This window comes from Curtobacterium sp. MCBA15_005, from assembly GCF_001864855.1.
In the GTDB taxonomy this organism is placed as follows: domain Bacteria; phylum Actinomycetota; class Actinomycetes; order Actinomycetales; family Microbacteriaceae; genus Curtobacterium; species Curtobacterium flaccumfaciens.
Window position 1 is genome coordinate 439,603 of the sequence record NZ_MJGL01000003.1, and the last position, 25,778, is coordinate 465,380.

At 71.3% G+C, this 25,778-nt stretch carries 25 protein-coding genes and 1 tRNA gene; 3 read left to right on the forward strand and 23 right to left on the reverse strand.

Annotation, left to right across the window (positions count from 1 at the left end; translation table 11 throughout):
- The first annotated feature begins 18 nt into the window (after nt 1–18).
- The gene (locus BIU89_RS03265) at nt 19–387 is read left to right on the forward strand and encodes a PaaI family thioesterase (protein WP_051596794.1); all 369 of its coding nucleotides are present in this window, start codon (nt 19–21) and stop codon (nt 385–387) included.
- Nucleotides 388–403: 16 nt separating this feature from the next.
- On the opposite strand, the gene BIU89_RS03270 is transcribed toward BIU89_RS03265, so the two are convergent.
- The 6 genes from BIU89_RS03270 to exaC all read right to left on the reverse strand — a co-directional run bounded on the left by BIU89_RS03270 (nt 404) and on the right by exaC (nt 4,962).
- The gene (locus tag BIU89_RS03270; protein ID WP_071244746.1) at nt 404–874 is read right to left on the reverse strand and encodes a GNAT family N-acetyltransferase; all 471 of its coding nucleotides are present in this window, start codon (nt 872–874) and stop codon (nt 404–406) included.
- A 109-nt stretch (nt 875–983) separates the two neighbouring features.
- Nucleotides 984–1,589 carry an ANTAR domain-containing response regulator gene (locus BIU89_RS03275; protein WP_017887240.1) on the reverse strand — a complete coding sequence of 202 codons (606 nt, stop codon included), beginning with the start codon at nt 1,587–1,589 and terminating at the stop codon, nt 984–986.
- A gap of 71 nt (nt 1,590–1,660) precedes the next feature.
- Nucleotides 1,661–1,745, reverse strand: a tRNA-Leu gene (locus BIU89_RS03280).
- A gap of 55 nt (nt 1,746–1,800) precedes the next feature.
- On the reverse strand, nt 1,801–2,970 hold the full coding sequence (locus BIU89_RS03285; protein ID WP_083404156.1) for a helix-turn-helix domain-containing protein: 1,170 nt from the start codon (nt 2,968–2,970) through the stop codon (nt 1,801–1,803).
- A 52-nt stretch (nt 2,971–3,022) separates the two neighbouring features.
- The gene (locus BIU89_RS03290; RefSeq protein WP_071244748.1) at nt 3,023–3,421 is read right to left on the reverse strand and encodes a DUF779 domain-containing protein; all 399 of its coding nucleotides are present in this window, start codon (nt 3,419–3,421) and stop codon (nt 3,023–3,025) included.
- A complete protein-coding gene (exaC, locus tag BIU89_RS03295; protein ID WP_071244749.1) occupies nt 3,421–4,962 on the reverse strand; it encodes an acetaldehyde dehydrogenase ExaC in 1,542 nt (513 codons plus the stop codon). The genes BIU89_RS03290 and exaC overlap by 1 nt, the downstream gene beginning before the upstream one ends.
- A 151-nt stretch (nt 4,963–5,113) precedes the next feature.
- Between exaC and BIU89_RS03300 the strand changes: the two genes are divergently transcribed.
- A complete protein-coding gene (locus BIU89_RS03300; RefSeq protein ID WP_163343589.1) occupies nt 5,114–5,653 on the forward strand; it encodes an HdeD family acid-resistance protein in 540 nt (179 codons plus the stop codon).
- Nucleotides 5,654–5,676: 23 nt separating this feature from the next.
- On the opposite strand, the gene BIU89_RS03305 is transcribed toward BIU89_RS03300, so the two are convergent.
- From BIU89_RS03305 to BIU89_RS03385, 17 genes are all read right to left on the reverse strand, one after another.
- On the reverse strand, nt 5,677–6,771 hold the full coding sequence (locus BIU89_RS03305; protein WP_071244751.1) for a VIT1/CCC1 transporter family protein: 1,095 nt from the start codon (nt 6,769–6,771) through the stop codon (nt 5,677–5,679).
- A gap of 130 nt (nt 6,772–6,901) precedes the next feature.
- Complete coding sequence (gene pyk / locus BIU89_RS03310) at nt 6,902–8,347, reverse strand: pyruvate kinase (RefSeq protein WP_017887208.1); 1,446 nt, start codon at nt 8,345–8,347, stop codon at nt 6,902–6,904.
- A 179-nt stretch (nt 8,348–8,526) separates the two neighbouring features.
- A complete protein-coding gene (locus BIU89_RS03315; RefSeq protein WP_071244752.1) occupies nt 8,527–9,984 on the reverse strand; it encodes a glutamate synthase subunit beta in 1,458 nt (485 codons plus the stop codon).
- Entirely contained in the window at nt 9,977–14,581 is a 4,605-nt protein-coding gene (gltB, locus tag BIU89_RS03320) for a glutamate synthase large subunit (RefSeq protein ID WP_375334829.1), read from the reverse strand. Before gltB ends, BIU89_RS03315 begins: the two co-directional genes overlap by 8 nt.
- A 221-nt stretch (nt 14,582–14,802) precedes the next feature.
- Nucleotides 14,803–15,789: a prolipoprotein diacylglyceryl transferase gene (gene lgt / locus BIU89_RS03325; RefSeq protein WP_071244753.1), complete on the reverse strand. Its 987-nt coding sequence runs from the start codon at nt 15,787–15,789 to the stop codon at nt 14,803–14,805.
- Between the two features lie 96 nt (nt 15,790–15,885).
- Nucleotides 15,886–16,680, reverse strand: coding sequence for a tryptophan synthase subunit alpha (gene trpA, locus BIU89_RS03330; protein WP_027465720.1), 795 nt, complete (start codon nt 16,678–16,680; stop codon nt 15,886–15,888).
- Nucleotides 16,677–17,891, reverse strand: a complete 1,215-nt coding sequence (gene trpB / locus BIU89_RS03335) for a tryptophan synthase subunit beta (protein ID WP_071244754.1) — start codon at nt 17,889–17,891, stop codon at nt 16,677–16,679. The genes trpA and trpB overlap by 4 nt, the downstream gene beginning before the upstream one ends.
- Nucleotides 17,892–18,018: 127 nt before the next feature.
- Entirely contained in the window at nt 18,019–18,804 is a 786-nt protein-coding gene (gene trpC, locus BIU89_RS03340; protein ID WP_071244915.1) for an indole-3-glycerol phosphate synthase TrpC, read from the reverse strand.
- 19 nt (nt 18,805–18,823) lie between these two features.
- Nucleotides 18,824–19,063 (reverse strand): HGxxPAAW family protein, encoded by a 240-nt coding sequence (locus BIU89_RS03345; protein WP_017887200.1) that lies wholly within the window; start codon nt 19,061–19,063, stop codon nt 18,824–18,826.
- Nucleotides 19,060–19,758: a Trp biosynthesis-associated membrane protein gene (locus BIU89_RS03350; protein ID WP_071244755.1), complete on the reverse strand. Its 699-nt coding sequence runs from the start codon at nt 19,756–19,758 to the stop codon at nt 19,060–19,062. The genes BIU89_RS03345 and BIU89_RS03350 overlap by 4 nt, the downstream gene beginning before the upstream one ends.
- Nucleotides 19,755–21,299, reverse strand: a complete 1,545-nt coding sequence (locus BIU89_RS03355; protein WP_071244756.1) for an anthranilate synthase component I — start codon at nt 21,297–21,299, stop codon at nt 19,755–19,757. Before BIU89_RS03355 ends, BIU89_RS03350 begins: the two co-directional genes overlap by 4 nt.
- A complete protein-coding gene (gene hisI, locus BIU89_RS03360) occupies nt 21,296–21,694 on the reverse strand; it encodes a phosphoribosyl-AMP cyclohydrolase (RefSeq protein WP_071244757.1) in 399 nt (132 codons plus the stop codon). Before hisI ends, BIU89_RS03355 begins: the two co-directional genes overlap by 4 nt.
- A 25-nt stretch (nt 21,695–21,719) precedes the next feature.
- A complete protein-coding gene (gene hisF, locus BIU89_RS03365) occupies nt 21,720–22,475 on the reverse strand; it encodes an imidazole glycerol phosphate synthase subunit HisF (RefSeq protein ID WP_232536485.1) in 756 nt (251 codons plus the stop codon).
- Between the two features lie 11 nt (nt 22,476–22,486).
- On the reverse strand, nt 22,487–23,326 hold the full coding sequence (gene hisG / locus BIU89_RS03370; protein ID WP_027465727.1) for an ATP phosphoribosyltransferase: 840 nt from the start codon (nt 23,324–23,326) through the stop codon (nt 22,487–22,489).
- 58 nt (nt 23,327–23,384) lie between these two features.
- Nucleotides 23,385–23,648: a phosphoribosyl-ATP diphosphatase gene (locus BIU89_RS03375; protein ID WP_027465728.1), complete on the reverse strand. Its 264-nt coding sequence runs from the start codon at nt 23,646–23,648 to the stop codon at nt 23,385–23,387.
- Between the two features lie 59 nt (nt 23,649–23,707).
- Nucleotides 23,708–24,367: a ribulose-phosphate 3-epimerase gene (gene rpe, locus BIU89_RS03380; RefSeq protein WP_071244759.1), complete on the reverse strand. Its 660-nt coding sequence runs from the start codon at nt 24,365–24,367 to the stop codon at nt 23,708–23,710.
- A gap of 72 nt (nt 24,368–24,439) precedes the next feature.
- Complete coding sequence (locus BIU89_RS03385) at nt 24,440–25,039, reverse strand: TetR/AcrR family transcriptional regulator (protein WP_071244760.1); 600 nt, start codon at nt 25,037–25,039, stop codon at nt 24,440–24,442.
- Between the two features lie 62 nt (nt 25,040–25,101).
- Between BIU89_RS03385 and BIU89_RS03390 the strand changes: the two genes are divergently transcribed.
- Nucleotides 25,102–25,755, forward strand: a complete 654-nt coding sequence (locus tag BIU89_RS03390; protein ID WP_071244761.1) for an NAD(P)-dependent oxidoreductase — start codon at nt 25,102–25,104, stop codon at nt 25,753–25,755.
- Nucleotides 25,756–25,778 lie beyond the last annotated feature (23 nt).

Genomic DNA, 25,778 nt, shown 5'->3' on the forward strand with positions numbered 1-25,778 from the left:
CGCATCGACGAACGCGGCATGGGCGAGCTGGCCGAGAAGATGGGCATGGTCATCACCGAGCTCTCGGCCGAGCGGGCGGTCGGTTCGATCCCCGTCGAGGGCAACCGCCAGCCGGTCGGCCTGCTGCACGGCGGTGCCTACGTCGTCCTCGCGGAGAGCCTCGGTTCGATGGCCGCGAACGTGCACGCCGGGCCCGGCCGCTACGCCGTCGGCATCGAGCTCAGCGCCTCGCACTCCCGGAGCGCCACGAGCGGCATCGTCACGGGCACGTGCACCGCCATCCACCTGGGCGGCACGCTCACCACCCACGAGATCGTCCTGACCGACGACCAGGGTCGCCGGTGCTCCACCGTCCGGATCACGAACATGATCCGCGAGCGTCGCTGACCGACGGACCGACGGCTCAGTCCTCGGGCGGACGCTGCAGCAACAGGCGGGCGTCGCCGAACCCGAGCCTCCGGTAGAGCCGCTCGCCGTCCACGCTCGAGTGCACCGACGTCCGCTCCACGCCGAGTTCGTCGGCGAGCTCCAGCAGGGCCGTGACGAGCCGTCCGGCGACGCCGGAACCGCGCAGCTGCGGGTGCACGTAGACCGTCTGCAGCTCAGCCGCGAACCGGTCGCCGTCGACGTGCGGCGCCGGCGGTCGCGGGTTGACCGCCAACCACGCCATGCCGAGCACCACACCGTCCCGCTCGGCGACGACGCACCGGTGCGACTCCCGGTGGTCGACCGCGAACCCCGTCATCGCACGGCGGTACTCGTCCGGCGTCTGCACCGGCGTGCGGCCGTCCTCGTCGACGCTCCACCGCCACCGCAGGTCGGCCACTGCCGGCATGTCGTCAGGCCGGGAGGCCCGGATCACCACGTCGTCCATGGCTCCAGCCTGCCAGGTGGTCGCGGCACACGCCCCGCCCCCGGACGCAGGAACGCCGCCGACCCCAGGGGGGCCGGCGGCGTTCCGTGAGCGACGGTGGAGCGCTGGACTACTTCTTGGCGCTGAGCTGCTCGATGATCGCCTTCGCGACGTCGTGCATGGTCAGGCGGCGGTCCATCGAAGCCTTCTGGATCCAGCGGAACGCCTCGGGCTCGGTGAGGCCCATCTTCTCGTTCAGCAGGCCCTTGGCGCGGTCGACGAGCTTGCGGGTCTCGAAGCGCTCGACGAGGTCGGCGACCTCGGCTTCGAGCGTGATGATCTGCTGGTACCGCGAGAGAGCGATCTCGATCGCGGGGAGCAGGTCGTTCGGGGTGAAGGGCTTGACCACGTAGGCCAGCGCGCCGGCCTCGGTGGCACGCTCGACGAGGTCCTTCTGGCTGAACGCGGTCAGCAGGACGACGGGCGCGATGTGGTTCTTGGACAGCTTCTCGGCTGCGGAGATGCCGTCGAGCTGGGGCATCTTGACGTCCATCACGACGAGGTCGGGACGGAGGTCGGTCGCGAGCTGGACGGCGGTCTCACCGTCACCGGCTTCACCGACCACGTCGAACCCGTTGTCGCGGAGGATCTCCACGATGTCGAGGCGGATGAGCGACTCGTCCTCGGCGACGACGACGCGACGGGGTGCTGGTGCTGTTGCTTCTGTGTCACTCACGGACGAAAGCCTACTAGACGACGGAAGTGCCGTATCCCAGACCACGCAGATCGATCAGACGGATGAGTGCTTGGTACGAGTGGCGGGACTTGAACCCGCACGCCGTGAGGCAGAGCATTTTGAGTGCCCCGTGTCTGCCGATTCCACCACACTCGCGAGGAGGCCAACACTACCAGCCCGACCCGCGCCTCCCGGCCCGTCGTCGACCGTCTCAGGAGCCCTCGAGCGCCTCGATCGCCGCCACGAGACCGGCCCGTCGCGGCGACCGCCGCGGCAGCACCGCGAGCAGCGCGCGGAGCACGAGCGGGTCGGTCGCACCGTCCGGGGTGCGCGCCCACGCGAGCAGGGCGTCGACGCCACCGTCGGCGACGACCGACTCGCGGAACCGCAGCCGCACCAGGTCACGGACCGCGTCGACGCCGGGTGCGGCGGAGCCCGGCAGGACCGGTCCGGCGTACCGGTCGACGGCCTGGAGGCGCGCCCCGCGTTCGAGCGCGGACAGCACGCCGTCGACGTCGGTCCGGACCCCGGTCACCCGGTACGGCCGCGACGTCACGGTCACGTCCGGCGCGTGCTGCGCGAGGACCCGTCGGAGCCGGACGACCTCGGCGCGCAGGGTGACGACCGAGCGCGGGTCACCGTAGACCGCGGCGGCGAGGTCGGTCGCCGCGAGGCCGTCGGGGTGCGCGGCGAGCACGACGAGCAGTTCGGAGTGCCGGGCGGACAGCTCGACCCGGCGGTCGGCGATCCGGAGCACGGCGGTGTCGGTCCCGAGCACGGTCAGCTCGGCGGACGGCACGCGCGGCGTCCGCGCGCGTGGGCGGACCGCGGCCAGGGCGAGCTGGGCCTCGGCGGCGGCGACCGTGGCGGCGAGCAGCGACAGCGTGTGCCGCTCGACGGCTCGGTCGTCGCCCGTCAGGTCGAGCACCCCGACCGTGGCGCCGCTCGCGTCGTGCACCGGGACGGCCGTGCACGAGAACGGCTTGACGGCGTTCGCGTAGTGCTCGTCGGACCGGATCTGCACCGGACGGTCCAGGCGCAGTGCCGTGCCGGGCGCGCTCGTGCCGACGCGGTCCTCCGACCAGTCGGCTCCGGGGACGAAGCCCATGTCCTCGGCGGCGCGACGCGTGGAGCGTGCGCCGTCGACCCAGACGAGACGACCCGCGGCGTCCGCGACGGCGACGACGCACCCGGCCGAGCGGGAGTCGTCGAGCAGCAGCCGACGGACCACCGGCAGCAGGGTGGCGAGGGGGCCGTCCTGCCGTACGGCGTCGAGTTCGTCATCGTCGAGGGCGAGGACCGGGGTGGCGTCGGGGTCGACCCGGGCGGACCGCTGCCACGACTCGGCGACGAGCGGGCGGAGCCGACCGGGTGCGCGCATGCGTCCTCCGATCGACCCCACCCGCCGCTCCGTCGCGACGCGTGCGGTCAGCCTACGTCCGGGCCACCCGCGGGACCAGGCCGAGATCGGCGAGCTCGGCCTCGTCGAAGATCCGCGACCGGGTGAGGAACCGTTTGCCCTCCGGGACCTCGACCGAGAACCCGCCGCCGCGACCGTCGACGACGTCGATCGTCAGGTGCGTGTACTTCCAGTACTCGAACTGCGACACCGACATGTAGACCTCGACCGGGTCCAGCCCGTCGACACGCAACGCGCCGAGCAGGACGTCCCCCGGGCCGGTCCGGAACATGCCGACGGGGTAGCACATCGGGCTCGAGCCGTCGCAGCAGCCGCCGGACTGGTGGAACATCAGCGGGCCGTGCCGGGCGGTGAGGGTGCCGAGGAGCTCCCCCGCCGCCGGCGTCACCGCGACGCGTGCGGTGTCGGGCATCAGAAGAAGCCCATCGGTCCGTCGGCGTAGGAGACGAGCAGGTTCTTCGTCTGCTGGTAGTGGTCGAGCATCATCTTGTGGTTCTCGCGCCCGATGCCGGACTGCTTGTAGCCGCCGAAGGCCGCACCCGCCGGGTACTGGTGGTAGGTGTTCGACCAGACCCGCCCGGCCTGGATGTCCCGTCCGGCGCGGTACAGGGTCGTGACGTCACGGCTCCACACCCCGGCACCGAGCCCGTACAGGGTGTCGTTGGCCGTGGCGATCGCGTCGTCGTAGCCGTTGAAGGACGTCAGGGCGAGCACGGGCCCGAAGATCTCCTCCTGGAAGATCCGCATCGAGTTGTCGCCCTCGAACACGGTCGGGGTGACGTAGTAGCCGCCCGAGAGCTCGCCGCCCAGGTCCGCGCGTTCACCACCGGTCAGGAGCGTCGCACCCTCCTGCTTGCCGATGTCGATGTAGCTCAGGATCTTCTCGAGCTGGTCGTTCGACGCCTGGGCGCCGATCATCGTCGACAGGTCGAGCGGGTGTCCCTGCTTGACGGCACGGACCCGTTCCAGGCCGTCGGCGACGAACCCGTCGTAGATCTCCTTCGCCACGAGTGCCCGGGACGGACACGTGCAGACCTCGCCCTGGTTCAGGTTGAAGAACGTGAAGCCCTCGAGTGCCTTGTCGTAGAAGGAGTCCTTCTCGGCCGCCACGTCGGGGAAGAACACGTTCGGGCTCTTGCCGCCGAGCTCGAGCGTCACCGGGATGAGGCTCTGCGAGGCGTACTGCATGATCAGCCGGCCGGTGGTGGTCTCCCCGGTGAAGGCGATCTTCCGGATGTCCGGGTGCTGCGCGAGCGGTGCGCCGACCTCGATGCCGAAGCCGTTGACGACGTTGAGCACCCCGGCGGGCAGCAGGTCGCGGATGAGCTCGACGAGCACGTGGATGGACGCCGGGGTCTGCTCGGCGGGCTTCAGCACGACGCAGTTGCCGGCGGCGAGGGCCGGTGCGAGCTTCCACACCGCCATCAGGATCGGGAAGTTCCACGGGATGATCTGCCCGACGACGCCGAGCGGCTCGTGGAAGTGGTAGGCCACGGTGTCGTGGTCGATCTCGCCGGCGGAGCCCTCCTGCGCACGGATCGCCCCGGCGAAGTACCGGAAGTGGTCGATGGCGAGCGGGATGTCCGCACCGAGGGTCTCGCGGATCGGCTTGCCGTTCTCCCAGGTCTCGGCGACGGCGAGCATCTCGAGGTGCTCCTCCATGCGGTCCGCGATCTTGTTGAGGATGACGGCGCGCTCGGCCGCGCTCGTCCGGCCCCAGGCCGGGAACGCCTTCCATCCGGCGGCGACGGCGCGGTCGACGTCCGTGGAGTCGCCGCGGGCGACCTCGGTGAACACCTTGCCGGTGACGGGCGTCGGGTTCTCGAAGTACTGTCCGCTGGCGGACGGCACGTACTCGCCGCCGATGAAGTGGTCGTACCGGGATCGGTACTCGACCAGGGAGCCGGGCTCGCCGGGTGCGGCGTAGCTGGTGGGCGAGGGTGCGATGGTCATGGTGGTGCCCTTTCGACGACGCTGTCGGGGCGCGCGGGTCGCGCGCCTGCTCCGCACGGTACGACCGCGGGGGTTGCAGGTCGTTGCACGGTCCCGGGCTCCGACGGGTAGCGTGCTGGACACCAGCGCTGGCGATCAGGGAGGAGCGCTCGTGGATTCTCGTGCCGTCAGGACGTTCCGGGTGTTCGTCGTCGTCACCGCCGTCGTGGCCATCGCACTGGGCATCGTGGCCATCGTCTGGCCCCGCCCGTCGCTCGTGCTCGTGGCGCTGCTGTTCGGCGTGTACCTCGTCGTGGCCGGGGCACTGCGCGTCTTCGCCGCGGTGCGGGGCCACGGCACCCGCCCGGTGTGGCGGTGGACGTCCGGCATCGTCGGCGGCCTGGTCGCGGTCGCGGGGCTCGTGACGCTGCTCGACCCGGCGATCCCGCTCGTCGTCTACGCCGTGCTCGCCGGGGTCGGGTTCCTGATCGAGGGGGTCGCCGCGATCGTCGGCGGCTTCGTCGGCCACCCGGGTTCATCTCGCGTCCCGACCGTCGTCAGCGGCGTGCTGTCGATCATCGGGGGCGTCGTCGTGCTCGTCGCGCCCGGACTCGCGCTCACCGTCTTCATGGTCTTCGCGGGCATCGCGCTCATCGTCGTCGGGGCCGCGGCCCTGCTGCTCCTGCCGCCGCGGGCCGCCGTCCGCCGGTAGCCGCCGCGGGCCGCCGTCCGCCGCTAGGCCGACCCGGTGCCGAAGAGCAGCCCGAGTGCGTAGGTGACGATCGCCGCACCGAACCCGATGGCGAGCTGCCGGAAGGCGCGCTTGCCGGGAGACGCTCCGCTCAGCACGCCGACGACGGCACCGGTGCCGAGCAGGGCGATGCCCACCAGCCCGCCGGCCACCGCGATCGCCGGCCACCCCTGCATGCCGAACAGGAACGGCAGCACCGGGATGATCGCGCCCGACGCGAAGAAGCAGAAGCTCGACACCGCGGCGCTCAGCCCGGTGCCGACCGCCTCGTGGTCGTCCGCGACCGCGGTCGAACCGGTCGCCGGCCGCCGCTCTCCGATGCCGGACAGCACCTGTGCGGCGTGCTCGGTCGCCTCGGCCTCGGACATCCCGCGCGCCCGGTAGACCAGGGCGAGCTCGTTCGCGTCGACGTCGAGGTCCGACACCGCCCTGCCGGCCTCGGGGTGCGGCGCCGACGCCTCGAGCAGCTCGCGCTGCGACCGGACGGAGACGTACTCCCCCGCCCCCATCGACAAGGCGCCGGCCAGCAGGCCGGCGATGCCGCTCAGCAGCACGAAGTGCCGGTCGGCACCGGAGGCGCTGATGCCGATGATGAGCGCCAGGTTGGACACCAGGCCGTCGTTCGCGCCGAACACCGCCGCCCGGAACGTGCCGGACAGCCGCATCCGGCCGCGGTTCGCGAGCCCGCGCACGACCTCGCCGTGGATCCGCTCGTCGGCGGCCATCCGCGCGGTCGCGTCCGAGTCGTCGGCGTACGGCGAGCGGTCCTCGGCACGCTGCATGAGCGCGAGGACGAAGACCGACCCGAACCGCTTGGCCAGCACCGCGAGCACCCGGGTGCGCAGGCTCCCCCGCTGCGGCCGTCCGACGTCGTCGCCGAGCAGGTCGAGCCAGTGGTCGGCGTGGCGTCCCTCGGCCTCGGCCAGCGCGGCGAGGATCTCGCGCTCCTCGCCGGAACGGCGGGCGGCGAGGTTGCGGTACACGGCCGCCTCGGCACGTTCGTCGGCCAGGTAGCGACGCCAGCGGCGGACGTCGGCGCGCGGCGCCGGGGTGTCGGATCGGAGGCTCACAGCGACCATCCTGCCGCCTGCGGCCGACGTCCGGTCACCACCAGGGCCGTGGAGACGCGGCAGGGCGCGGACCGGAAGCGGTCGGCGCTGCTCGCACCGGGCCTCCAGTCCGCGCCCTGGTGGGGACGGATCCTCGGGATCAGTCCCGGACGTACGCCGGCGCGGCCTCGGCGTGGGCGTCGCCCACCCGGTGCACGCGCAGGTCGTTCGTCGAGCCCTCGATGCCGGGAGGGGACCCGGCCGTCACGATGACGCGGTCGCCGGGGGCGGCCAGGCCGTTCTCGAGGAGGACGTCGTCCACCTGCGAGAAGAGCTCGTCGGTGTGGGTCTTCCGCTCCACCAGGAACGAACGGACACCCCACGTGAGGGCCATCCGGCGTCGCGTGGCCTCGTTCGGGGTGAAGGCGATGATCGGCAGACCGTGGCGCAGGCGCGACATGCGGCGGGCCGAGTCGCCGGACTCGGTGAAGACGCAGAGGTACGACGCCTCGGTGAACTCGGCGATCTCGACGGCGGCGAGAGTGATCGCTCCGCCGAGGGTGCGCGGCTTGGTGCCGAGCGGGGCGATGCGCTCGAGCCCGTGGTCCTCGGTGGACTCGACGATGCGCGCCATGGTGCGCACGGTCTGCACCGGGTACTCACCGACGCTCGTCTCACCGGACAGCATGACCGCGTCGGCACCGTCGAGGACGGCGTTGGCGACGTCGGACGTCTCGGCGCGGGTGGGGATCGGCGACGAGATCATCGACTCGAGCATCTGCGTCGCCACGATGACCGGCTTCGCCATGCGGCGGGACAGCTCGACGGCGCGCTTCTGCACGATCGGGACGGCCTCGAGCGGGAGCTCGACGCCGAGGTCACCGCGGGCGACCATGATGCTGTCGAAGGCGTCGATGATCTCCTCGAGGGCGTCGACGGCCTGGGGCTTCTCGACCTTGGCGATGACCGGAAGGCGCTTGCCCTCTTCGTCCATGATCTCGTGGGCACGCACCACGTCGCTCGCGTTGCGCACGAACGACAGCGCGATGAGGTCGGCGCCCTGGCGGATGGCCCAGCGCAGGTCGGCCTCGTCCTTCTCGCTCAGCGCGGGGACGTTGACGGCGACACCGGGCAGGTTGATGCCCTTGTTGTTGGACACCGTGCCCGGGACGACGACCTCGGTGCGGACCCGCACGCCGTCGGTGTCGAGGACACGGAGGCGGACACGGCCGTCGTCGATGAGCAGCGGGTCACCGGGCTTGACGTCCTGCGGCAGGCCCTTGAACGTCGTGCCGCAGATCTCCTTCGAGCCGGGGACGTCCTCGGTCGTGATGGTGAAGATGTCACCGACCGCCAGGTCGTGCGGGCCGTCGGCGAACCGAGCCAGACGGATCTTCGGACCCTGCAGGTCGACGAGGATCGCGACGGGCTTGCCGAGTTCTTCGGCGGCACGACGGACGTTGACGTAGTTGGCCTCGTGGACGCTGTAGTCACCGTGGCTGAGGTTGAGGCGGGCGACGTCGACGCCCGCTTCGATGATCTCCTTGACGGTCTCGTAGTCCGACGTTGCCGGTCCGAGCGTCGAAACGATCTTTGCGCGTCTCAATGGATTCCTTCGTGGTGGTGGATGGAGCTTGGGTTTCCGCGCTGTGGGGCCGCGCGGAACGAAGCGAGGCCACCAGCACCCTACCGAGTGCTGGTGGCCTCATGCTCACGGGAGCGTGAGCATCTGGTGGAGACGGTCCGCCGGCTGGCGGCGGCCCGACATCTGGTGCGCGTCCGACATCAGACGGAGATCGCCCGGTCGGTCGCCTTGACCGGTGCCGGCAGGATCGTGGAGCCCTCGAGGTACTCGTCGACCTGTGCGGCCGCGGCACGGCCCTCGGCGATCGCCCACACGATGAGCGACTGCCCGCGACCCGCGTCGCCGGCGACGAACACGCCGGCCTCGTTGGTCGCGTAGTCGGCACGGCGGTCGAGCGCCCCGGAGACCGTGGTCGGCAGACCGAGCTGCGGCTCGATCGTGTCCGACTCGGGGCCGGTGAAGCCCATCGCGATGAGGACGAGGTCGGCCGGGATCTCCCGCTCGCTGCCCGCCTTCGGGACCCGTCGGCCGTCGAGGTACTCGGTCTCGGCGACCCGCAGTGCGCGGACCTCGCCGGCGTCGTTCGACAGGAACTCGACGGTGGAGGCGAGGAAGTGCCGCTCGCCGCCCTCTTCGTGGGCGCTCGTGATCTCGAACACGGTCGGGAACATCGGCCACGGCTGGTCGGACGGACGCTCGAGCGGCGGCTGCTTGCCGATCGCCAGGTTCGTCACGCTCAACGCGCCCTGGCGGTGGGCGGTACCGATGCAGTCCGCGCCGGTGTCGCCGCCGCCGATGACGACGACGTGCTTGCCCTCGGCCGTGATCTGGTTGTCGACCGTCGTGCCCGCGTTCGCCTTGTTCTGCTGGACCAGGTAGTCCATGGCGAAGTGCACGCCCTCGAGGTCGCGCCCCGGGATCGGCAGGTCGCGCGGCACCGTGGCACCGGTGGCGACGACGACCGCGTCGTAGCGCGACTTCAGGTCGTCCCAGGTGATGTCCCTGCCGATCTCGACCCCGGCACGGAACCGGGTGCCCTCGGCCTGCATCTGGGCGAGGCGCGCGTCGATCTGGCGCTTCTCCATCTTGAAGTCCGGGATGCCGTAGCGGAGCAGGCCGCCGATGCGGTCGTCCCGCTCGTAGACGGCGACCGTGTGGCCGGCACGCGTGAGCTGCTGCGCGGCCGCGAGCCCGGCGGGGCCGGAGCCCACGACGGCGACGGTCTTGCCCGTCAGGCGCTCCGGCGGGTGCGGCGTGACCCAGCCGTTCTGGAACGCCTGGTCGATGATCGAGACCTCGACCTGCTTGATCGTCACCGGGGGCTGGTTGATGCCGAGCACGCACGACGACTCGCACGGGGCCGGGCAGAGCCGACCCGTGAATTCCGGGAAGTTGTTCGTCTCGTGCAGGCGCTCGATCGCCTGCCGGCCCTCACCGCGCCAGCTCAGGTCGTTCCACTCCGGGATCAGGTTGCCGAGCGGGCAGCCCTGGTGGCAGAACGGCACGCCGCAGTCCATGCAGCGGCCGGCCTGGCGCTTCAGGACACCGGACTCCTGCTGCTCGTAGACCTCTTTCCAGTCCATGAGCCGCACGGGCACGGGTCGCCGGGGCGGGAGTTCGCGTTCCTGGACCTTCAGGAATCCCTTGGGGTCAGCCACCGGTCACCTCCATGATCCGATTCCAAACGATGTCACCGTCGGGGTCGAGCCCCTCGTCGACGGCCTGTCTGCGCGTCTCGAGCACCGCCGCGTAGTCGCGCGGCAGCACCTTGACGAAGTCGCTCAGGTCTCCGGACGCCAGCAGGTCGGACGCGAGCGTCGACCCCGTCTCGTCGGCGTGCCGGGTGAGCAGGTCGGTGACGATCTCGACGTCGGCGCTGTCGAGCGCCTCGAGCCGGAGTTCGCCGGACGCCAGGGCGTCGGTGTTGACGTGCTCCTCGCGGAGCCCACGGACGTACGCCGTCCCACCGGACATGCCGGCACCGAGGTTCCGGCCGGTCTCACCGAGGATGAGCGCGAGCCCGCCCGTCATGTACTCGAGCGCGTGGTCGCCCACGCCCTCGACGACGGCCGTGGCACCGGAGTTCCGCACCAGGAACCGCTCGCCCACGATGCCGCGGATGAACATGCTGCCCTGGGTGGCGCCGTACCCGATGACGTTGCCGGCGATGACGTTCTCGGCGGGGTCGAACCCCGAACCGGCGTCGGGGCGGACGACGATCTGGCCGCCGGAGAGCCCCTTGCCGACGTAGTCGTTGCTGTCGCCGATGAGTCGCAGCGTGATGCCCGCCGGCAGGAACGCGCCGAGCGACTGCCCGGCGGAACCGCGCAGCGTCACGTCGATCGAACCGTTCGGCAGACCGTGCTCGCCGTGTCGCAGGGTCACCTGGTGGCCGAGCATGGTGCCGACGGCGCGCTCGGTGTTGCGGATGGGCAGGTCGAGCGCGATCGAACCGCCGTGGTCGAGCACGTCCGCGGTCTGCTGGATGAGCTGCACGTCGAAGTGCTGGTCCAGCTCGTGGTCCTGCTCGCGGTGGTGGCGGCGCGGTTCGGCGTCGTCGAAGTGCGGTCCCTTGAGCACGGGCGCGAGGTCGAGCCCTGAGGCCTTCCAGTGCTCGACCGCACGGTCGACGTCGAGCGCGTCGGTCTGCCCGATGGCCTCGTCGAGGCTGCGGAAGCCGAGCTCGGCGAGGAGCTCGCGGACCTCCTGCGCGATGAACTCGAAGAAGTTCACGACGAACTCGGGCTTGCCGGAGAACCGCTTGCGGAGCTCGGGGTTCTGCGTGGCGACGCCGACCGGGCAGGTGTCCAGGTGGCAGACGCGCATCAGGATGCAGCCCTCGACCACGAGCGGCGCGGTCGCGAAGCCGTACTCCTCGGCACCGAGCAACGCGGCCACGACGACGTCGCGCCCGGTCTTCATCTGCCCGTCCACCTGCACGACGACGCGGTCGCGCATGCCGTTCAGCATGAGCGTCTGCTGGGTCTCGGCCAGGCCGATCTCCCACGGGGTGCCGGCGTGCTTGAGCGAGTTCAGCGGGCTCGCGCCGGTACCGCCGTCGTGGCCGGACACGAGCACGACGTCGGCCAGGGCCTTCGTCACACCGGCCGCGACCGCACCGATGCCGGACTGGCTCACGAGCTTCACGTGGACGCGGGCGGCCGGGTTGGCGCGCTTGACGTCGAAGATCAGCTGCTTGAGGTCCTCGATCGAGTAGATGTCGTGGTGCGGCGGCGGCGAGATGAGGCCGACGCCCGCGGTGGCGTGCCGGGTGCGGGCCACCCACGGGTAGACCTTCGCCGGGGGCAGCTGACCGCCCTCGCCGGGCTTCGCGCCCTGCGCCATCTTGAGCTGGATGTCGGTGGCGTGCGTGAGGTACATGCTCGTCACGCCGAACCGGCCGGAGGCGACCTGCTTGATCGCGCTGCGGCGCTCGGGGTCGAGGAGCCGGTCGACGTCCTCGCCGCCCTCGCCCGTGTTCGACCGGCCACCGAGTCGGTTCATCGCGATGGCGAGCGTCTCGTGGGCCTCCTTCGAGATGGACCCGTAGGACATCGCACCGGTGTTGAACCGCTTGACGATCGACTCGATCGACTCGACCTCGTCGAGCGCGATGGGCTTCCGAGCGCCCTGCTTGAACCGGAACAGCCCGCGGAGCGTCATGAGCTGCTCGGACTGGTCGTCCACGGCGCTCGAGTACTCGCGGAAGATGTCGTACCGGCGGGCACGCGTGGCGTGCTGCAGGCGGAACACCGTGTCCGGGTTGAACAGGTGCGGCGGGCCCTGACGGCGCCACTGGTACTCGCCACCGATCTGCAGCCGCTCGTGGGAGAGCACGGCACCGTCCTGCGGGTACGCCTGGGCGTGCCGCTCGGCGTTCTCCTTGGCGATGACGTCGATGTCGACGCCGCCCAGGATCGACGAGGTGCCCGTGAAGTACTTGTCGACGAACTCCTGGCTGAGCCCGACGGCCTCGAACGCCTGCGCACCGGCGTAGCTGGACACCGTGGAGATGCCCATCTTCGACATGATCTTCAACACGCCCTTGCCGAGCGCCTTGATGACGTTCTTGACGGCCTGCTCCGGGGTGATCCCGGGGATCATGCCGGCGCGGACCAGGTTCTCGCAGGTCTCCATCGCCAGGTACGGGTTGATCGCCGAGGCGCCGTACCCGATGAGGGTCGCCACGTGGTGGACCTCGCGCACGTCGCCGGCCTCGACGATGAGCCCGACCTTCATGCGCTGCTCGGTGCGGATCAGGTGGTGGTGGACCGCGGCGAGGAGCAGGAGGCTCGGCACCGGTGCCTGCTCGGAGTTGCCGTCGCGGTCGGACAGCACGATGAACTGCTTGCCGGACTCGATCGCGGCGTCGACCTCGTCGCACACGGCGGCGATGCGCTTCTGCATCGCCTTCTTGCCGGCGTCGACGCGGTACAGGCCCTTGATCGTGACGGTCAGGTGGCGACCCGACTCGGTCTCGAAGTGCTGGACCTTGGCGAGCTGGTCGTTGTCGATCACCGGGAAGTCGAGCGTGATCTGCTTCGCGTGCTCGGGACCGGCGGAGAGCAGGTTGCGCTCCGGACCGAGCCCCATCCCCATCGAGGTGATGACCTGCTCACGGATCGAGTCGAGCGGCGGGTTGGTCACCTGCGCGAACTGCTGCGTGAAGTAGTCGAAGAGCAGTCGCGGACGCTCCGACAGCACGGCGATCGGGGTGTCCGAGCCCATCGCGCCGAGGGGTTCGGCCCCCGCTGCCGCCATCGGGCGTAGCAGGATTCGGACCTCTTCCTCGGTGTACCCGAACGCGCGCTGCCGACGGGTGACCGAGGCCGGGGTGTGCACGATGTGCTCGCGCTCCGGCAGGTCGTTGAGGTTGATGCGGCCGGCTTCGAGCCAGTCACCCCAGGGACCCGAGGCGGCGAGTTCGCGCTTGACCTCGTCGTCCTCGATGATGCGGCCGGCCTCGGTGTCCACCAGGAACATCCGGCCCGGACGCAGGCGCCCCTTGCGCACGACCTTGGCGGCCGGCACGTCGATGACCCCGGTCTCGGAGCCCATCACGATGAGGCCGTCGTCCGTGACCAGGAAGCGTCCGGGGCGCAGGCCGTTGCGGTCGAGGGTGGCGCCGACGAGCGAGCCGTCGGTGAAGGTGATCGCGGCGGGGCCGTCCCACGGCTCCATGAGCATCGAGTGGTACTCGTAGAACGCGCGGAGGTCCGGGTCCATCCCGACCTGGTTCTCCCACGCCTCTGGAACCATCATCGACACGGCGTGCGGCAGGGTCCGGCCGGTCAGGGTCAGCAACTCGAGGACCTCGTCGAACGAGGCCGAGTCGCTCGCCCCCGGGCTCACGATGGGCAGGAGCGGGGCCATGTCGCCGAGCAGTTCGCTCTCGAGCTGCGACTGGCGGGCGCGCATCCAGTTGCGGTTGCCGCGCACGGTGTTGATCTCACCGTTGTGGGCGATCGTCCGGAACGGCTGCGCGAGCGGCCACGACGGGAACGTGTTTGTGGAGTAGCGCGAGTGCACGATCGCGAGCTTCGACGCGAAGCGCTCGTCGCTGAGGTCCGGGTAGAACGGCTCGAGCTGCAGCGTCGTGACCATGCCCTTGTAGACCATGGTGCGGCTCGACAGCGACATGAAGTACAGGTCGTTGTCGTGCTCGGCGCGCTTGCGGAGCCGGAAGGCCTGGCGGTCCAGCGCGATGCCGCTCCACGAGGCACCGTGCACGTCGTGCCGGATGGAGGCGACGAACAGCTGCTCGAACGCCGGCATCGCGGCACGGGCGAGCGTGCCGAGGACCTCCGGACGCACCGGGACCTCGCGCCACCCGAGGACCTTCAGGCCCTCTTCGCGGGCGAGCCGCTCGACGGCACCCTTCACCGCGTGGCGCGCGTCGTCGTCCAGGGGCAGGTAGGCGGTACCGACGGCGTACTCCCCCGCGGCCGGCAGCTCGAAGGGCACGACGGCCCGGAGGAACTCGTCGGGCACCTGGCACAGGATGCCCGCGCCGTCACCGGTGCCCGCGTCGGAGCCCACGGCACCGCGGTGCTCGAGGTTCCGGAGCGCACCGAGTGCGGCGTCGACGATGTCGTGACCGGGTGTGCCGCGCAGGGTCGCGACCATCGCGAGTCCGCAGGCGTCCTTCTCGTTCGCCGGGTCGTACATGCCCGTGGCGTCCGGGATCGCGGAGAAGCGGCGGTGCGGCGGCACGAGGCTCGTCGGTGCCGAGGGCTGGGTTGGCTGGAGCGCCATGGGGAACCGTCCTCACGAGGAAGTGGAACAGGGACAGCGGTGGCCCGGTGGTGCGTTCCGCCCGAGCGGGCGGGACTGGTGCCCGTGCCCGCCGTCAGTGAGTTGCCCTGCCGGCCGGCGAGGTTGCTGGGCCCCGCTTGTGGCGGAGACCGTCTGGTGCTGCTGCTGGTGGTGCTGCACGTGACCGGTGGTCGTCGGGAGCGGGTGCTCCCACCACGGGATCAGCGAGTGGTCGTGACCGGTTCGTCGCTCGTGACGCCGTCTGCTGCGTCGTCGTCGTGCTCCGAGAAGGTGTCCTCGGAGTCTACAACGGAGGTCGGACGGGGCCCGCGACCCGGCAGGTACGGGCTCGGCTCCTTGCCGGTGTGCCGGCGGCTCTGCACCACGAAGATCAGGATGCCGATGACGACCGCGGCGAGGGCCACCCACACGTTGGTGCGGACCCCGAAGAAGGTCTCGCTCGTGTCGACGCGGATGGACTCGAGCACCGATCGTCCGGCGCCGTACCAGATCAGGTACAGGCCGAGGACCTTGCCCCACTGCAGCGTGAACTTGCGCGCGAGGAACAGGATGACGACGACGCCGAGGACGTTCCAGATGATCTCGTACAGGAACGTCGGGTGGAACAGCGTGCCCTCGGGCAGACCCTTCGGGAACGCGGCGTTGCTCGAGTCGATCTCGAGGCCCCAGGGCAGGCTCGTCGGCATGCCGAAGAGCTCCTGGTTGAAGTAGTTGCCCAACCGGCCGAAGGCCTGCGCGAGCAGGACGCCCGGCACCACGGCGTCGATGAACGAGGTGAACCGCAGGCCCACCTGGCGGCAGCCGATCCACGCGCCGACCGACCCGAGGATGAGCGCGCCGAAGATGGCGAGCCCGCCCTCCCAGATGTACAGGAAGGACAGCGGGTCGATACCGGGGCCGAAGTAGTCGGACACGTGGGTGAACACGTGGAAGAGGCGACCGCCGATGATGCCGGCGGGCACGGCCCAGATCGCGATGTCGATGATGATCCAGCGCTCGACGCCGCGGGCGTTGAGTCGGCGGTTCGCCAGGACGACCGCGGCCACGATCCCGATCAGGATGCAGATCGCGTACGCGTGGATGCGGAAGTCGAGGGGCAGCGACCAGCCGAACGCGTCGCGCAGCCAGGCGGTCAGGTCGAAGTACTGCCAGGCGGTGCTCGGGCTCGGAATGCTCAGGAGGGGCATGGAGGTGCTGTCGCCTTTCGGAACTGACGGGGCGCGGTCGACGTGGCGTCGGCCTCGCTCACTGTAGCGCGGGTCGCGGGCCCGACAGGAACTGGACTAGCGGCGGCGGGCGCCGGTGGCGAGGTCGGCGGCACGGTCGGCCACACCCTGCACACCGAGGTCGGCCAGCGCGCGGACGAACGCGGACCCGACGATGGCGCCGTCGGCGTACTCGAGCACCTCGCCGACCTGCTCGGCCGTCGAGATCCCGAGACCCACGCAGGTGCGCTCAACCCCGGCGTCGCGCAGGCGCGACACCACCGTGCGTGCGGCGACGTCGACCCCGGCCCGTGCACCGGTCACACCCATCGTGGAGACGGCGTAGACGAACCCACGGCTGGCCTCGACCGCCTGGCGCATGCGCTCGTCCGACGAGGACGGTGCGGCGAGGAAGACTCGGTCGAGCCCGGTCCGCTCGGAGGCCTCGGTCCACGCGGAGGCCTCGTCGGGGATGAGGTCGGGCGTGATGAGGCCAGCGGCCCCGGCGGCGACGAGGTCGTCGGCGAAGCGGTCCACGCCGTAGCGCAGCACCGGGTTCCAGTACGTCATGACGAGCACCGGCACGTCGGCCCGCTCGGTGATCTGCTGCACGGCGTCGAAGACCTGTGCGACCCGGAAGCCGTTCGCCAGGCTCTCCTCGGCCGCCCGCTGGATCACGGGGCCGTCCATCACCGGGTCCGAGTACGGCAGGCCGAACTCGATGACGTCCACGCCGTTCTCGGCGAGGGCGACGGCGGCGTCGACGCTGGTCTGCAGGTTCGGGTACCCGGCGGGCAGGTAGCCGACGACGGCTCCGGCGCGCTCGGCGTTGGCGGTGTCGATCGTCGTGGCGACGGTCCGGTTCGTGGTCACAGCTGCACCGCGTTCTCGTCGAGGATGCCGAAGTAGCGACTGGCGGACGCGACGTCCTTGTCGCCCCGGCCGGACAGGTTCACGAGCACGACGCCCTCGGGGCCGAGCTCCTTGCCGAGCTTCATGGCACCGGCGAGGGCGTGGGACGACTCGATCGCCGGGATGATGCCCTCGGTCTGGCTCAGCAGGCGGAACGCCTCCATCGCCTCGGTGTCGGTGATCGGCTGGTACTTCGCGCGGCCGATCGACGCCAGGTACGCGTGCTCCGGTCCGACGCTCGGGTAGTCGAGTCCGGCGGAGATGCTGTGGCTCTCGATCGTCTGGCCGTCCTCGTCCTGCATCAGGTACGACTTCGCGCCCTGCAGCACGCCCTCGCGACCGAGCGTGATGCTCGCCGCGTGCCGACCGGTCTCGACGCCGTCGCCGCCGGCCTCGAAGCCGTGCAGCGCGACGGACTCGTCGTCGAGGAACGCCTCGAAGATGCCCATCGCGTTCGATCCGCCGCCGACGCAGGCCGCGACGGCGTCCGGCAGGCGCCCGACGCGGTCGAGGACCTGCTGGCGCGCTTCCTCGCCGATGACCTTGTGGAACTCGCGCACCATCTCGGGGAACGGGTGCGGACCGGCGACCGTGCCGAGCAGGTAGTGCGTCGACTCGACGTTGGCCACCCAGTCGCGCAGGGCGTCGTTGATGGCGTCCTTCAGGGTGCGCGAGCCGGTCTCGACGGGGATGACCTCGGCGCCGAGCAGGCGCATCCGGGCCACGTTGAGGGCCTGTCGCTCGGTGTCCACGGCGCCCATGTAGACGACGCACTCCATGCCGAACAGCGCGGCAGCGGTCGCCGTGGCGACGCCGTGCTGGCCGGCACCGGTCTCGGCGATCAGACGGGTCTTGCCGAGCCGACGGGCGACGAGGGCCTGGCCGAGGACGTTGTTGATCTTGTGGGAACCGGTGTGGTTCAGGTCCTCGCGCTTCAGGATCACCCGAGCGCCACCGGCGTGCTTCGCGAACCGCGGCACCTCGGTGATGATCGAGGGGCGCCCGGTGTAGTCGCGCTGCAGCTCGTCGAGCTCCGCACGGAACGCCGGGTCGGCCCAGGCCTGACGGAAGGCGGCCTCGAGCTCGTCGAGCGCGAGGACGAGGGACTCGGGGACGAAGCGTCCGCCGAAGTCACCGAAGTAGGGGCCGTGCAGGTCGCGGAGTGAGGTCACGATGTGTCTCCCGGGACGAGTCCGACGCGGCCGGTGGGCCGCGTCGGACGGGTGGAACGTGCGGCCGCGGTCGGCGGCCTCGATGCGTGGGCGGTCCGGGCCGCTGGTCAGCGGCCCGGTGAGCCGGTCAGGCCTGGTCGGCGGCGTCGATGAACGACGCCAGGGTCGCGGCGGGGTCGTCACCCGTCACGAGCGCTTCGCCGACCAGCACGACGTCGGCGCCGGCTGCCCGGTAGTGGGCGACGTCGGCCGGACCGGAGACCGCGGACTCGGCGACCCGCACGACCCCGGTGGGGATGCGGTCGGCGAGCGACCCGAACAGGTCGCGGTCGAGCGAGAAGTCGGTCAGGTCACGGGCGTTGACGCCGAGGATGCGGGCGCCGGCGTCGAGGCCACGCGTGACCTCGTCACCGGAGTGCGCCTCGACCAGCACGCGCATGCCGAGTTCTTCGGCCAGGGTGTGCAGTTCGACCAGGCGGGCCTGTTCGAGCGCCGCCACGATGAGCAGCACGACGTCGGCTCCGGACGCCCGGGCCTCGATCACCTGGTACGGGTCGGCGATGAAGTCCTTGCGGAGCACGGGGACCCCGACGCGGGCCTTCACGGCTTCGAGGTCGGCGAGGCTGCCGAGGAACTTGCGGCCCTCGGTCAGGACGCTGATCGTCGAGGCCCCACCACGCTCGTAGTCGGCGGCGAGGGCAGCCGGGTCGGCGATCGTGGCCATCGACCCGCGGGACGGGCTGGCGCGCTTGACCTCGGCGATGATCTTCACCCGGTCACCCGGGCTGAGGAACGCGAGGGCGTCGAGCGGCGACGCCACCCGGTCGAGGTCGCGTTCGACGTCCGAGTACGGACGGTCGACACGACGGGCGGCGGCGTCCTCGAGCGCGCCCGCGACGAGGGTCTCGAGCACGTTCGGCATCGGGAGACCCCTACTCGCCGTGGTGCTTGGGGACGAACTTCGGACCGTCGACGCCGTAGCCGGCCTTCTTCATCACGCCACCGACGATGAGGCCGATGAGGACGACGCCAGCGGAGGCCCAGACGCCCCACGGCTGGTCGAACCAGAAGAACAGCGTGCCTGCCGCGAATCCGATCAGCATGATCACGACGGCGGTCCAGGCGGCCGGCGAGTGGCCTTCGCCGAGTTCTGCGGGCTCAGTGTTGCTCACGGTGCTCCTCGTTCTGCTCCGGCGTCGTCGGTCGAGCGACGCCCTGTCGATCCTACCGTGTCGTCACTCGGCGCCCCCGCGCCCGCGCCGTCGGCGGTGGTCGGGTCCACGCCCGCGCTCAGGTCGTCCCAGTCGACGACCGCGTCGCGCTGGACGGGTGCTGCCGCGCGTGCCGCCGCGGCGGCTCCGGCGGTCGCGGCGCCGTACTTCCGGCTCGGGCCGGGCCAGGCGCGCTGGACCACGATGACGACCACGCCGAGCAGCACGGCGAGCACGCCGCCCGCGATCCCGACGGCGGGCCACGGGCTCACGGAGACGCTCGACACGACACCGCGGACGGCGCCGAGGTCACTGACCCCGGCGACCTCGCCGACGGCACCACGTGCAGCGGCGATCGGGTCACGGAGTGCGGTGATCCCGCTGACGACGACCCCGAGGCCGAGCAGGATCTCGACGGCGGCGAGCACGACGCGCAGCACACGTCCGGCGATGGTCATCGCCAGGAAGAGCGCGAGGCTCGCGATCGCTAGCGCGGTGTACTGCGGCACGACCGCCGCCCCGTCGGCCGAGACCGTCGAGGTGACGGCGGCGCCCGCGTGCAGGCGCACGGTGAACCAGGTCTGGGTCCAGGCGAGCATGATGACGCCGGCGACCAGGAGCCCGGCGACGACCACGATCGGACGCGAGCGCTTCACGAGCGGACCTCGCGCATCCGGTTGGCCGTGGCGACGGCACGCAGCGGCGCGGCGGCCTTGTTGACCGCCTCGACGTGCTCGGTCTCCGGGTCGGAGTCCGCGACGAGTCCGGCACCGGCCTGCACGCGGGCGACGCCGTCCTTGATCAGGGCGGTGCGGATCGCGATCGCCAGGTCGGCGTCACCGGCGAAGTCGAAGTACCCGACGACACCGGCGTACGCACCGCGCTTCGCCGGCTCGAGCTCGTCGATGATCTCGAGCGCACGCGGCTTCGGCGCGCCCGAGAGCGTGCCGGCCGGGAACGTCGCCCGGAACACGTCGATCGCCGAGGCGTCGGGACGCACCCGCCCCTCGACGCTCGACACCAGGTGCATGATGTGGCTGAACCGCTCGACGGTCATGAACTCGGTGACGCTGACGGTGCCCGGCTCGCACACCTTCTGCAGGTCGTTGCGGGCGAGGTCGACGAGCATCAGGTGCTCGGCGCGCTCCTTCGGGTCGCCGAGCAGGTCCTCGCCGAGGTGGACGTCCTCTTCCGGGGTCGCACCACGCGGGCGGGACCCGGCGATAGGGTGCGTGATCGCGCGGTCGCCCTGCACCTTGACCAGCGCCTCTGGGGAAGCGCCGACGATCCAGAACCGCTCGTCGGCGGTGTCCGCGAGGGCGAGGAAGTACATGTACGGGCTCGGGTTCAACGTCCGGAGCACCCGGTAGACGTCGAGCGGGTCAGCCGTGACCTCGTGGTCGAACCGCTGCGAGATGACGACCTGGAACACGTCACCGTCGCGGATGAAGCCCTTCGAGCGCTCGACGGCCGCCATGTAGTCGGCCGGGCTCGTGCGGTGGGTCGGGTTCGGCTCGGCGATCTCGAACGCCTCGGCGACGGTCGCGACGCTCGGCTGCACCAGGTCGCCCTGCATGCGGTCGAGGCGCTGCTGCGCGTCCGCCCAGAGGGAGTCCGCGTCGTCGGTGCCGTCGTTCAGCACGCTCGCGACCAGCAGCACGAGACCGGTGCGGTGGTCGAGCGCGGCGAGTTCGGAGACGAACGACAGCGCCTGTCCGGGCACGTCGAAGTCGGCCGGCGGCACGTTCGGCAGGTGCTCGAGCTGCCGCACGGCCTCCCACCCGATGAAGCCGACGGTGCCGCCGACGAGCGGCGGCGAGCCGGGCACCCGCGGCGTGGCCCAGCGCTCGTGCAACCGTGCGAGGACCTCGAGTGGGGCGCCGTCGAGCGACCCGACGGCGCGCTCGGCGTCGATGCCGGTGTCGATCCAGGCCGCGCGGTCGCCGTCCTGCGTCAGGACGCCGAAGCTCCGCACGCCGACGAACGACCAGCGTGACCACAGGCCACCCTGACCGGCGGACTCGAGCAGGAAGGACCCGGGGCGGCCGTCGGCGAGCTTGCGGTAGACGCCGACCGGCGTCTCGCTGTCGCCGTACAGCGCGCGGACGACCGGCAGGACGCGGTGGTCGTCGAGCAGGCCGTCGAACTCCGGTCGGGAGGTCGTGTGCGGGGTCTCGGAGATCGTCGCGGTGGTCATCGGGTCGACTCCACGGCCGTGTCCGCCGGGGCGGACATGGTCACGGGCGCGAGCGGGTCGACGTCGAAGCACCGGTGCGCACCGGTGTGGCACGCCGCCCCGACCTGCTGCACCGTGACGAGGAGCGTGTCGTCGTCGCAGTCCAGCGCGGCACCCCGGACGTACTGGGCGTGTCCCGACGTGTCGCCCTTCCGCCAGTACTCGTTCCGCGACCGCGACCAGAAGGTCACACGGCCTTCGGTGAGGGTGCGGCGGAGGGCTTCCCGGTCCATGTAGCCGAGCATGAGGACGTCCTTCGACGATTCCTCCTGCACGATGGCGGGGAGCAGGCCGTCCGCACCGAAGTGTGCGCGGTCGAGGACCGCCTCGGTGTCGGTGCTGGTGCTGTCGGTCATGAGGCTCCTAGCCTACGGCGGCGGATCAGCGGACGGCGTGGCCGGTCGCGCGGAGCGCGGCCTTGACGTCCCCCACGGTCATCTCGCCACGGTGGAAGACGCTGGCGGCGAGGACTGCATCGGCACCGGCGTCGACGGCCGGGGCGAAGTGCTCGACGCGACCCGCGCCTCCCGAGGCGATCACCGGGACGGACGAGACGGCGCGCACCGCGGCCACCAGTTCGAGGTCGAACCCGTTCTTCGTGCCGTCGGCGTCGATGGAGTTGACGAGCAGTTCCCCCGCGCCGCGCTCGACGGCCTCGCGTGCCCACGCGATGGCGTCGAGGTCGGACTCGGTCCGCCCGCCGTGGGTGGTGACCACGAAGCCCGACGGCATCCGGTCGGAGCGCTTGACGTCGAGCGACAGCACGACGGCCTGGGCACCGAACCGATCGGCGATCTCGCCGATGAGCTCGTGCCGGGCGATCGCTGCGCTGTTCACGCCGATCTTGTCCGCGCCGCACTGCTGCAGGCGCGAGACGTCGTCGACGCTGCGCACCCCACCACCGACGGTGAGCGGGATGAAGACCTGCTCGGCCGTCCGGGTCACGGTGTCGTACATCGTCGCCCGGTTCTCGACCGTGGCGCCGACGTCGAGGAAGGTCAGCTCGTCGGCACCCTGCTCGTAGTACCGAGCCGCGAGCTCGACGGGGTCACCGGCGTCCTGCAGGTCGAGGAAGTTGACGCCCTTGACGACGCGGCCGCCCTTGACGTCGAGGCACGGGATGACCCGGACCGACACGCCACCGGCGGTCACAGGCGTGCGGCGTGGATCGGGCTGACGAGGATCGCCCGGGCGCCGAGGTCGTAGAGCGCGTCCATGATGAGGTTCGCGTCGTCGCGCGGGATCATCACGCGGACGGCCGCCCAGTCGCGGTCGTGCAGCGGCGACACGGTGGGCGACTCGATGCCGGACGCCACCGCCGTCGCCTGCTCGAGCAGGGCCGTGGGGACGTCGTAGTCGAGCATCACGTAGCCACGGGCGACGAGCACGCCCTGCAGGCGTCGGCGGAGCACGTCGATGCCGGGGATGGTCTCGTCGGTGGAGACGAGCACCGCGGTCGACTCGAGGATCACCGGGCCGAAGATCTCGAGGCCCGCCTGCCGGAGCGTGCTGCCCGTCGACACGACGTCGGCCACGGCGTCGGCGACCCCGAGCCGCACGGCGCTCTCGACCGCGCCGTCGAGCTTCACGAGCGTCGAGCTGACCCCGTGCTCGGCGAGGAAGGCACCGACCAGGCCGGGGTAGCTCGTGGCCACGCGGACGCCGTCGAGGTCCTGCAGCGAGGCGAACCGACCGGGCGTGCCGGCGAACCGGAAGGTGGAGTCGGCGAAGCCGAGCGCGTCGACCTCGTGCGCCTCGGACCCGGAGTCGAGCAGCAGGTCGCGGCCGGTGATGCCGACGTCGAGCGCGCCGGACCCCACGTACGTGGCGATGTCCCGCGGGCGGAGGAAGAAGAACTCGACGCCGTTGCGCTCGTCGAGCAGGTGCAGCGCCTTCGGGTCGCGGCGGCCGGCGTACCCGGCCTCCCGCAGCATGTCGGACGCGGTCTCGGACAGGGAGCCCTTGTTGGGCACGGCGATGCGGAGCATCAGTGGGTCTGCTTTCTGTGGGGTCGTCGGCGGTCGTCGGTGCGCCGGGCGGCGCTTCCTACAGATGTCGCCAGACGTCCGCCGGGGTGAGCCCCTTGGCGACCATGAGGACCTGGAGGTGGTAGATCAGCTGCGAGATCTCCTCCGAGGTGCGCTCGTCGCCCTCGTACTCGGCCGCCATCCAGACCTCGGCGGCTTCCTCCACGATCTTCTTGCCGATCTGGTGCACGCCGGCGTCCAGTTCGGCGACGGTGCCGGAGCCCTCGGGGCGCGTGCGCGCCTTCTCGGTGAGCTCCTGGAACAGGTCGTCGAACGTCTTCACGGGGTCCAGGCTACCGGTCTCCGCCGACGCTGCCGACGCACCGTCCGGACGGGTCGCGCTCATGCCCGCGCCCGCGCGGCCGCTTCGCGCAGGTCCGTGATCCGCGCGGCGGGCTCCCCGCCGTAGACGGCCGACCCGGCGACGAGCGTGTCGGCCCCGCTGCGCACGGCCTCGGGCACGGTGTCCACCGAGATGCCGCCGTCGACCTCGAGCCACACGTCGAGCCCCGAGGCGTCGACCGCCGCACGGGCGTCGGCGAGCTTCGGCATCACCGACGGCATGAAGGACTGGCCGCCGAACCCGGGCTCGACCGTCATCAGCAGGATCATGTCGTAGGCGTCGAGGTGGTGCAGCACCTGCGTGATCGGGGTACCGGGCTTCACGGCGACGGCGGCCCGGGCACCGTTCGACCGGATCGCCGCGGCGGTCGCCACCGGGTCGTCGGCTGCCTCGAAGTGGAACGTGACGCTCGACGCGCCCGTCTCGGCGTACTTCGGCGCGTTGACGTCGGCGTCGGTCACCATCAGGTGCACGTCGAGCGGCACCGGCGACACCTGCTGCAAGCGCTGCACGATCGGCAGCCCGAGCGTCAGGTTCGGGACGAAGTGGTTGTCCATCACGTCGACGTGCACCAGGTCGGCGGTCTCGATGCGCTGGAGTTCGCGCTCGAGGTTCGCGAAGTCGGCGGACAGGATGCTCGGCGAGATGCGGATCGTCACCGGGCAAGCCTACCGGCGTGCGCCTGCCTGGCTGCGCTGCCCGGGTGCGCGCGGCGCCGTCCGGGGGCGGGGTCAGCCGTCGCCGAGGGCGCGCGTGCCGAGGTCGGACCGGAGCATCGTCCCGAGTGCTGCTTCGACCAGTCGCTCGCCCTGCGGGCGGTCGATCCGGCGCGACACGACGAGGCCCGCGATCCCCTGCATGGTCGCGGCGAACAGGAGCTTGAAGGTGGTCCGGGCGTCCTCGCCGGGCTCCGGCGCGGACGCTCCGAGCGCGCCGTCGAGCACGGCGAACAGCGATTCGGCGGCGGTCTGCACGGGGCCGGACCGGCCGGCCGTCGACGCCTGGAACATGAGGTCCATGAGCGCCGCGTCGTCGATGGCGAAGTCGACGTACGCCATGGCGACCCGACGGAACCGGTCGTCGAGGTCGCCCGAGCCGGAGAGGGCCCGGCGCACCGCGGTGGTCAGTCGCTCGAAACCGAGCACGGCGAGGGCGCCGAGGAGTGCCTGGCGGTCGACGAAGTGGCTCCGCGGCGCACCGTGGCTGACCCCGGCGCGCCGCGCCAGGTCACGGAGGGACAACCCGTCGACGCCGTCCTCGCGCAGGACCTGGACGGCCTCGTCGAGCAGCACGGCCCGCAGGTTCCCGTGGTGGAAGGGACGCTCCGGCATGGGGAGAGCCTATCGCGGTACTAGGCATTGCCTATTTTCTAGTCATTGCCTAGATTGGGTGGATGACACCTCGACAGCACCTGCTCGTGTTCGGCGCGACCGGACAGACCGGCCAGCACTTCACCCGGCTCGCACTCGATGCCGGACACCGTGTCCGCGCCGTCGTCCGGACACCGTCGAAGCTGGCGGTCCAGCACGACGACCTGCAGGTCGTGCAGGGCTCGGTCACCGACGGCCTCGACCTCGACGCGCTGCTCGAGGGCGTGACGGGCGTGGTCGTGATGCTCGGGGACGTCGCCGCGCAGCGCGAGCGACCGGTCAACACCGCGTTCGTCCGCACGCTCGTGCCGGCCATGCGCCGGAGCGGCACCCGGCGGCTGCTCTACCAGGCCGGTGGGCTGAGTGCGCCTCCCGGCAAGCGGCTCGCGCCCGTGCTCCGCCTCGTCCGGTCGACGCTCGCGCGGGAGTACATCGGACAGCACGCGGACAACGAGTCGGTGATGCGCTACCTCGACGCCGAGGCGCAGGACATCGCCTGGACGGTCCACCGCGCCGGCATCGGTTCGGACGGCCCATCCAAGGGCGAGCTGCGCCGCTCGGCGCGGTGGATCAGCATCGGTACCTTCCGGGACTGCGCCGCGTACAACCTGCGCACCTTGTTCGACGACAGGGCCGTGCACACGTGCGACGGCAGTGCCTACCGACGGTCGCGCTGAGCCCGATCCCGGTCGGCGGGGTG

Bases quoted from the DNA above. Each gene is read 5' to 3' on its own strand.
- BIU89_RS03265 (WP_051596794.1), top strand. From the start codon at position 19: ATGGGCGAGCTGGCCGAGAAGATGGGCATGGTCATCACCGAGCTCTCG.
- BIU89_RS03270 (WP_071244746.1), bottom strand. From the start codon at position 874: ATGGACGACGTGGTGATCCGGGCCTCCCGGCCTGACGACATGCCGGCA.
- BIU89_RS03285 (WP_083404156.1), bottom strand. From the start codon at position 2,970: ATGCGCGCACCCGGTCGGCTCCGCCCGCTCGTCGCCGAGTCGTGGCAG.
- BIU89_RS03290 (WP_071244748.1), bottom strand. From the start codon at position 3,421: ATGCCCGACACCGCACGCGTCGCGGTGACGCCGGCGGCGGGGGAGCTC.
- exaC (WP_071244749.1), bottom strand. From the start codon at position 4,962: ATGACCATCGCACCCTCGCCCACCAGCTACGCCGCACCCGGCGAGCCC.
- BIU89_RS03305 (WP_071244751.1), bottom strand. From the start codon at position 6,771: ATGGTCGCTGTGAGCCTCCGATCCGACACCCCGGCGCCGCGCGCCGAC.
- gltB (WP_375334829.1), bottom strand. From the start codon at position 14,581: ATGGCGCTCCAGCCAACCCAGCCCTCGGCACCGACGAGCCTCGTGCCG.
- lgt (WP_071244753.1), bottom strand. From the start codon at position 15,789: ATGCCCCTCCTGAGCATTCCGAGCCCGAGCACCGCCTGGCAGTACTTC.
- BIU89_RS03355 (WP_071244756.1), bottom strand. From the start codon at position 21,299: ATGACCACCGCGACGATCTCCGAGACCCCGCACACGACCTCCCGACCG.
- hisI (WP_071244757.1), bottom strand. From the start codon at position 21,694: ATGACCGACAGCACCAGCACCGACACCGAGGCGGTCCTCGACCGCGCA.
- hisG (WP_027465727.1), bottom strand. From the start codon at position 23,326: ATGCTCCGCATCGCCGTGCCCAACAAGGGCTCCCTGTCCGAGACCGCG.
- BIU89_RS03385 (WP_071244760.1), bottom strand. From the start codon at position 25,039: ATGCCGGAGCGTCCCTTCCACCACGGGAACCTGCGGGCCGTGCTGCTC.
- BIU89_RS03390 (WP_071244761.1), top strand. From the start codon at position 25,102: ATGACACCTCGACAGCACCTGCTCGTGTTCGGCGCGACCGGACAGACC.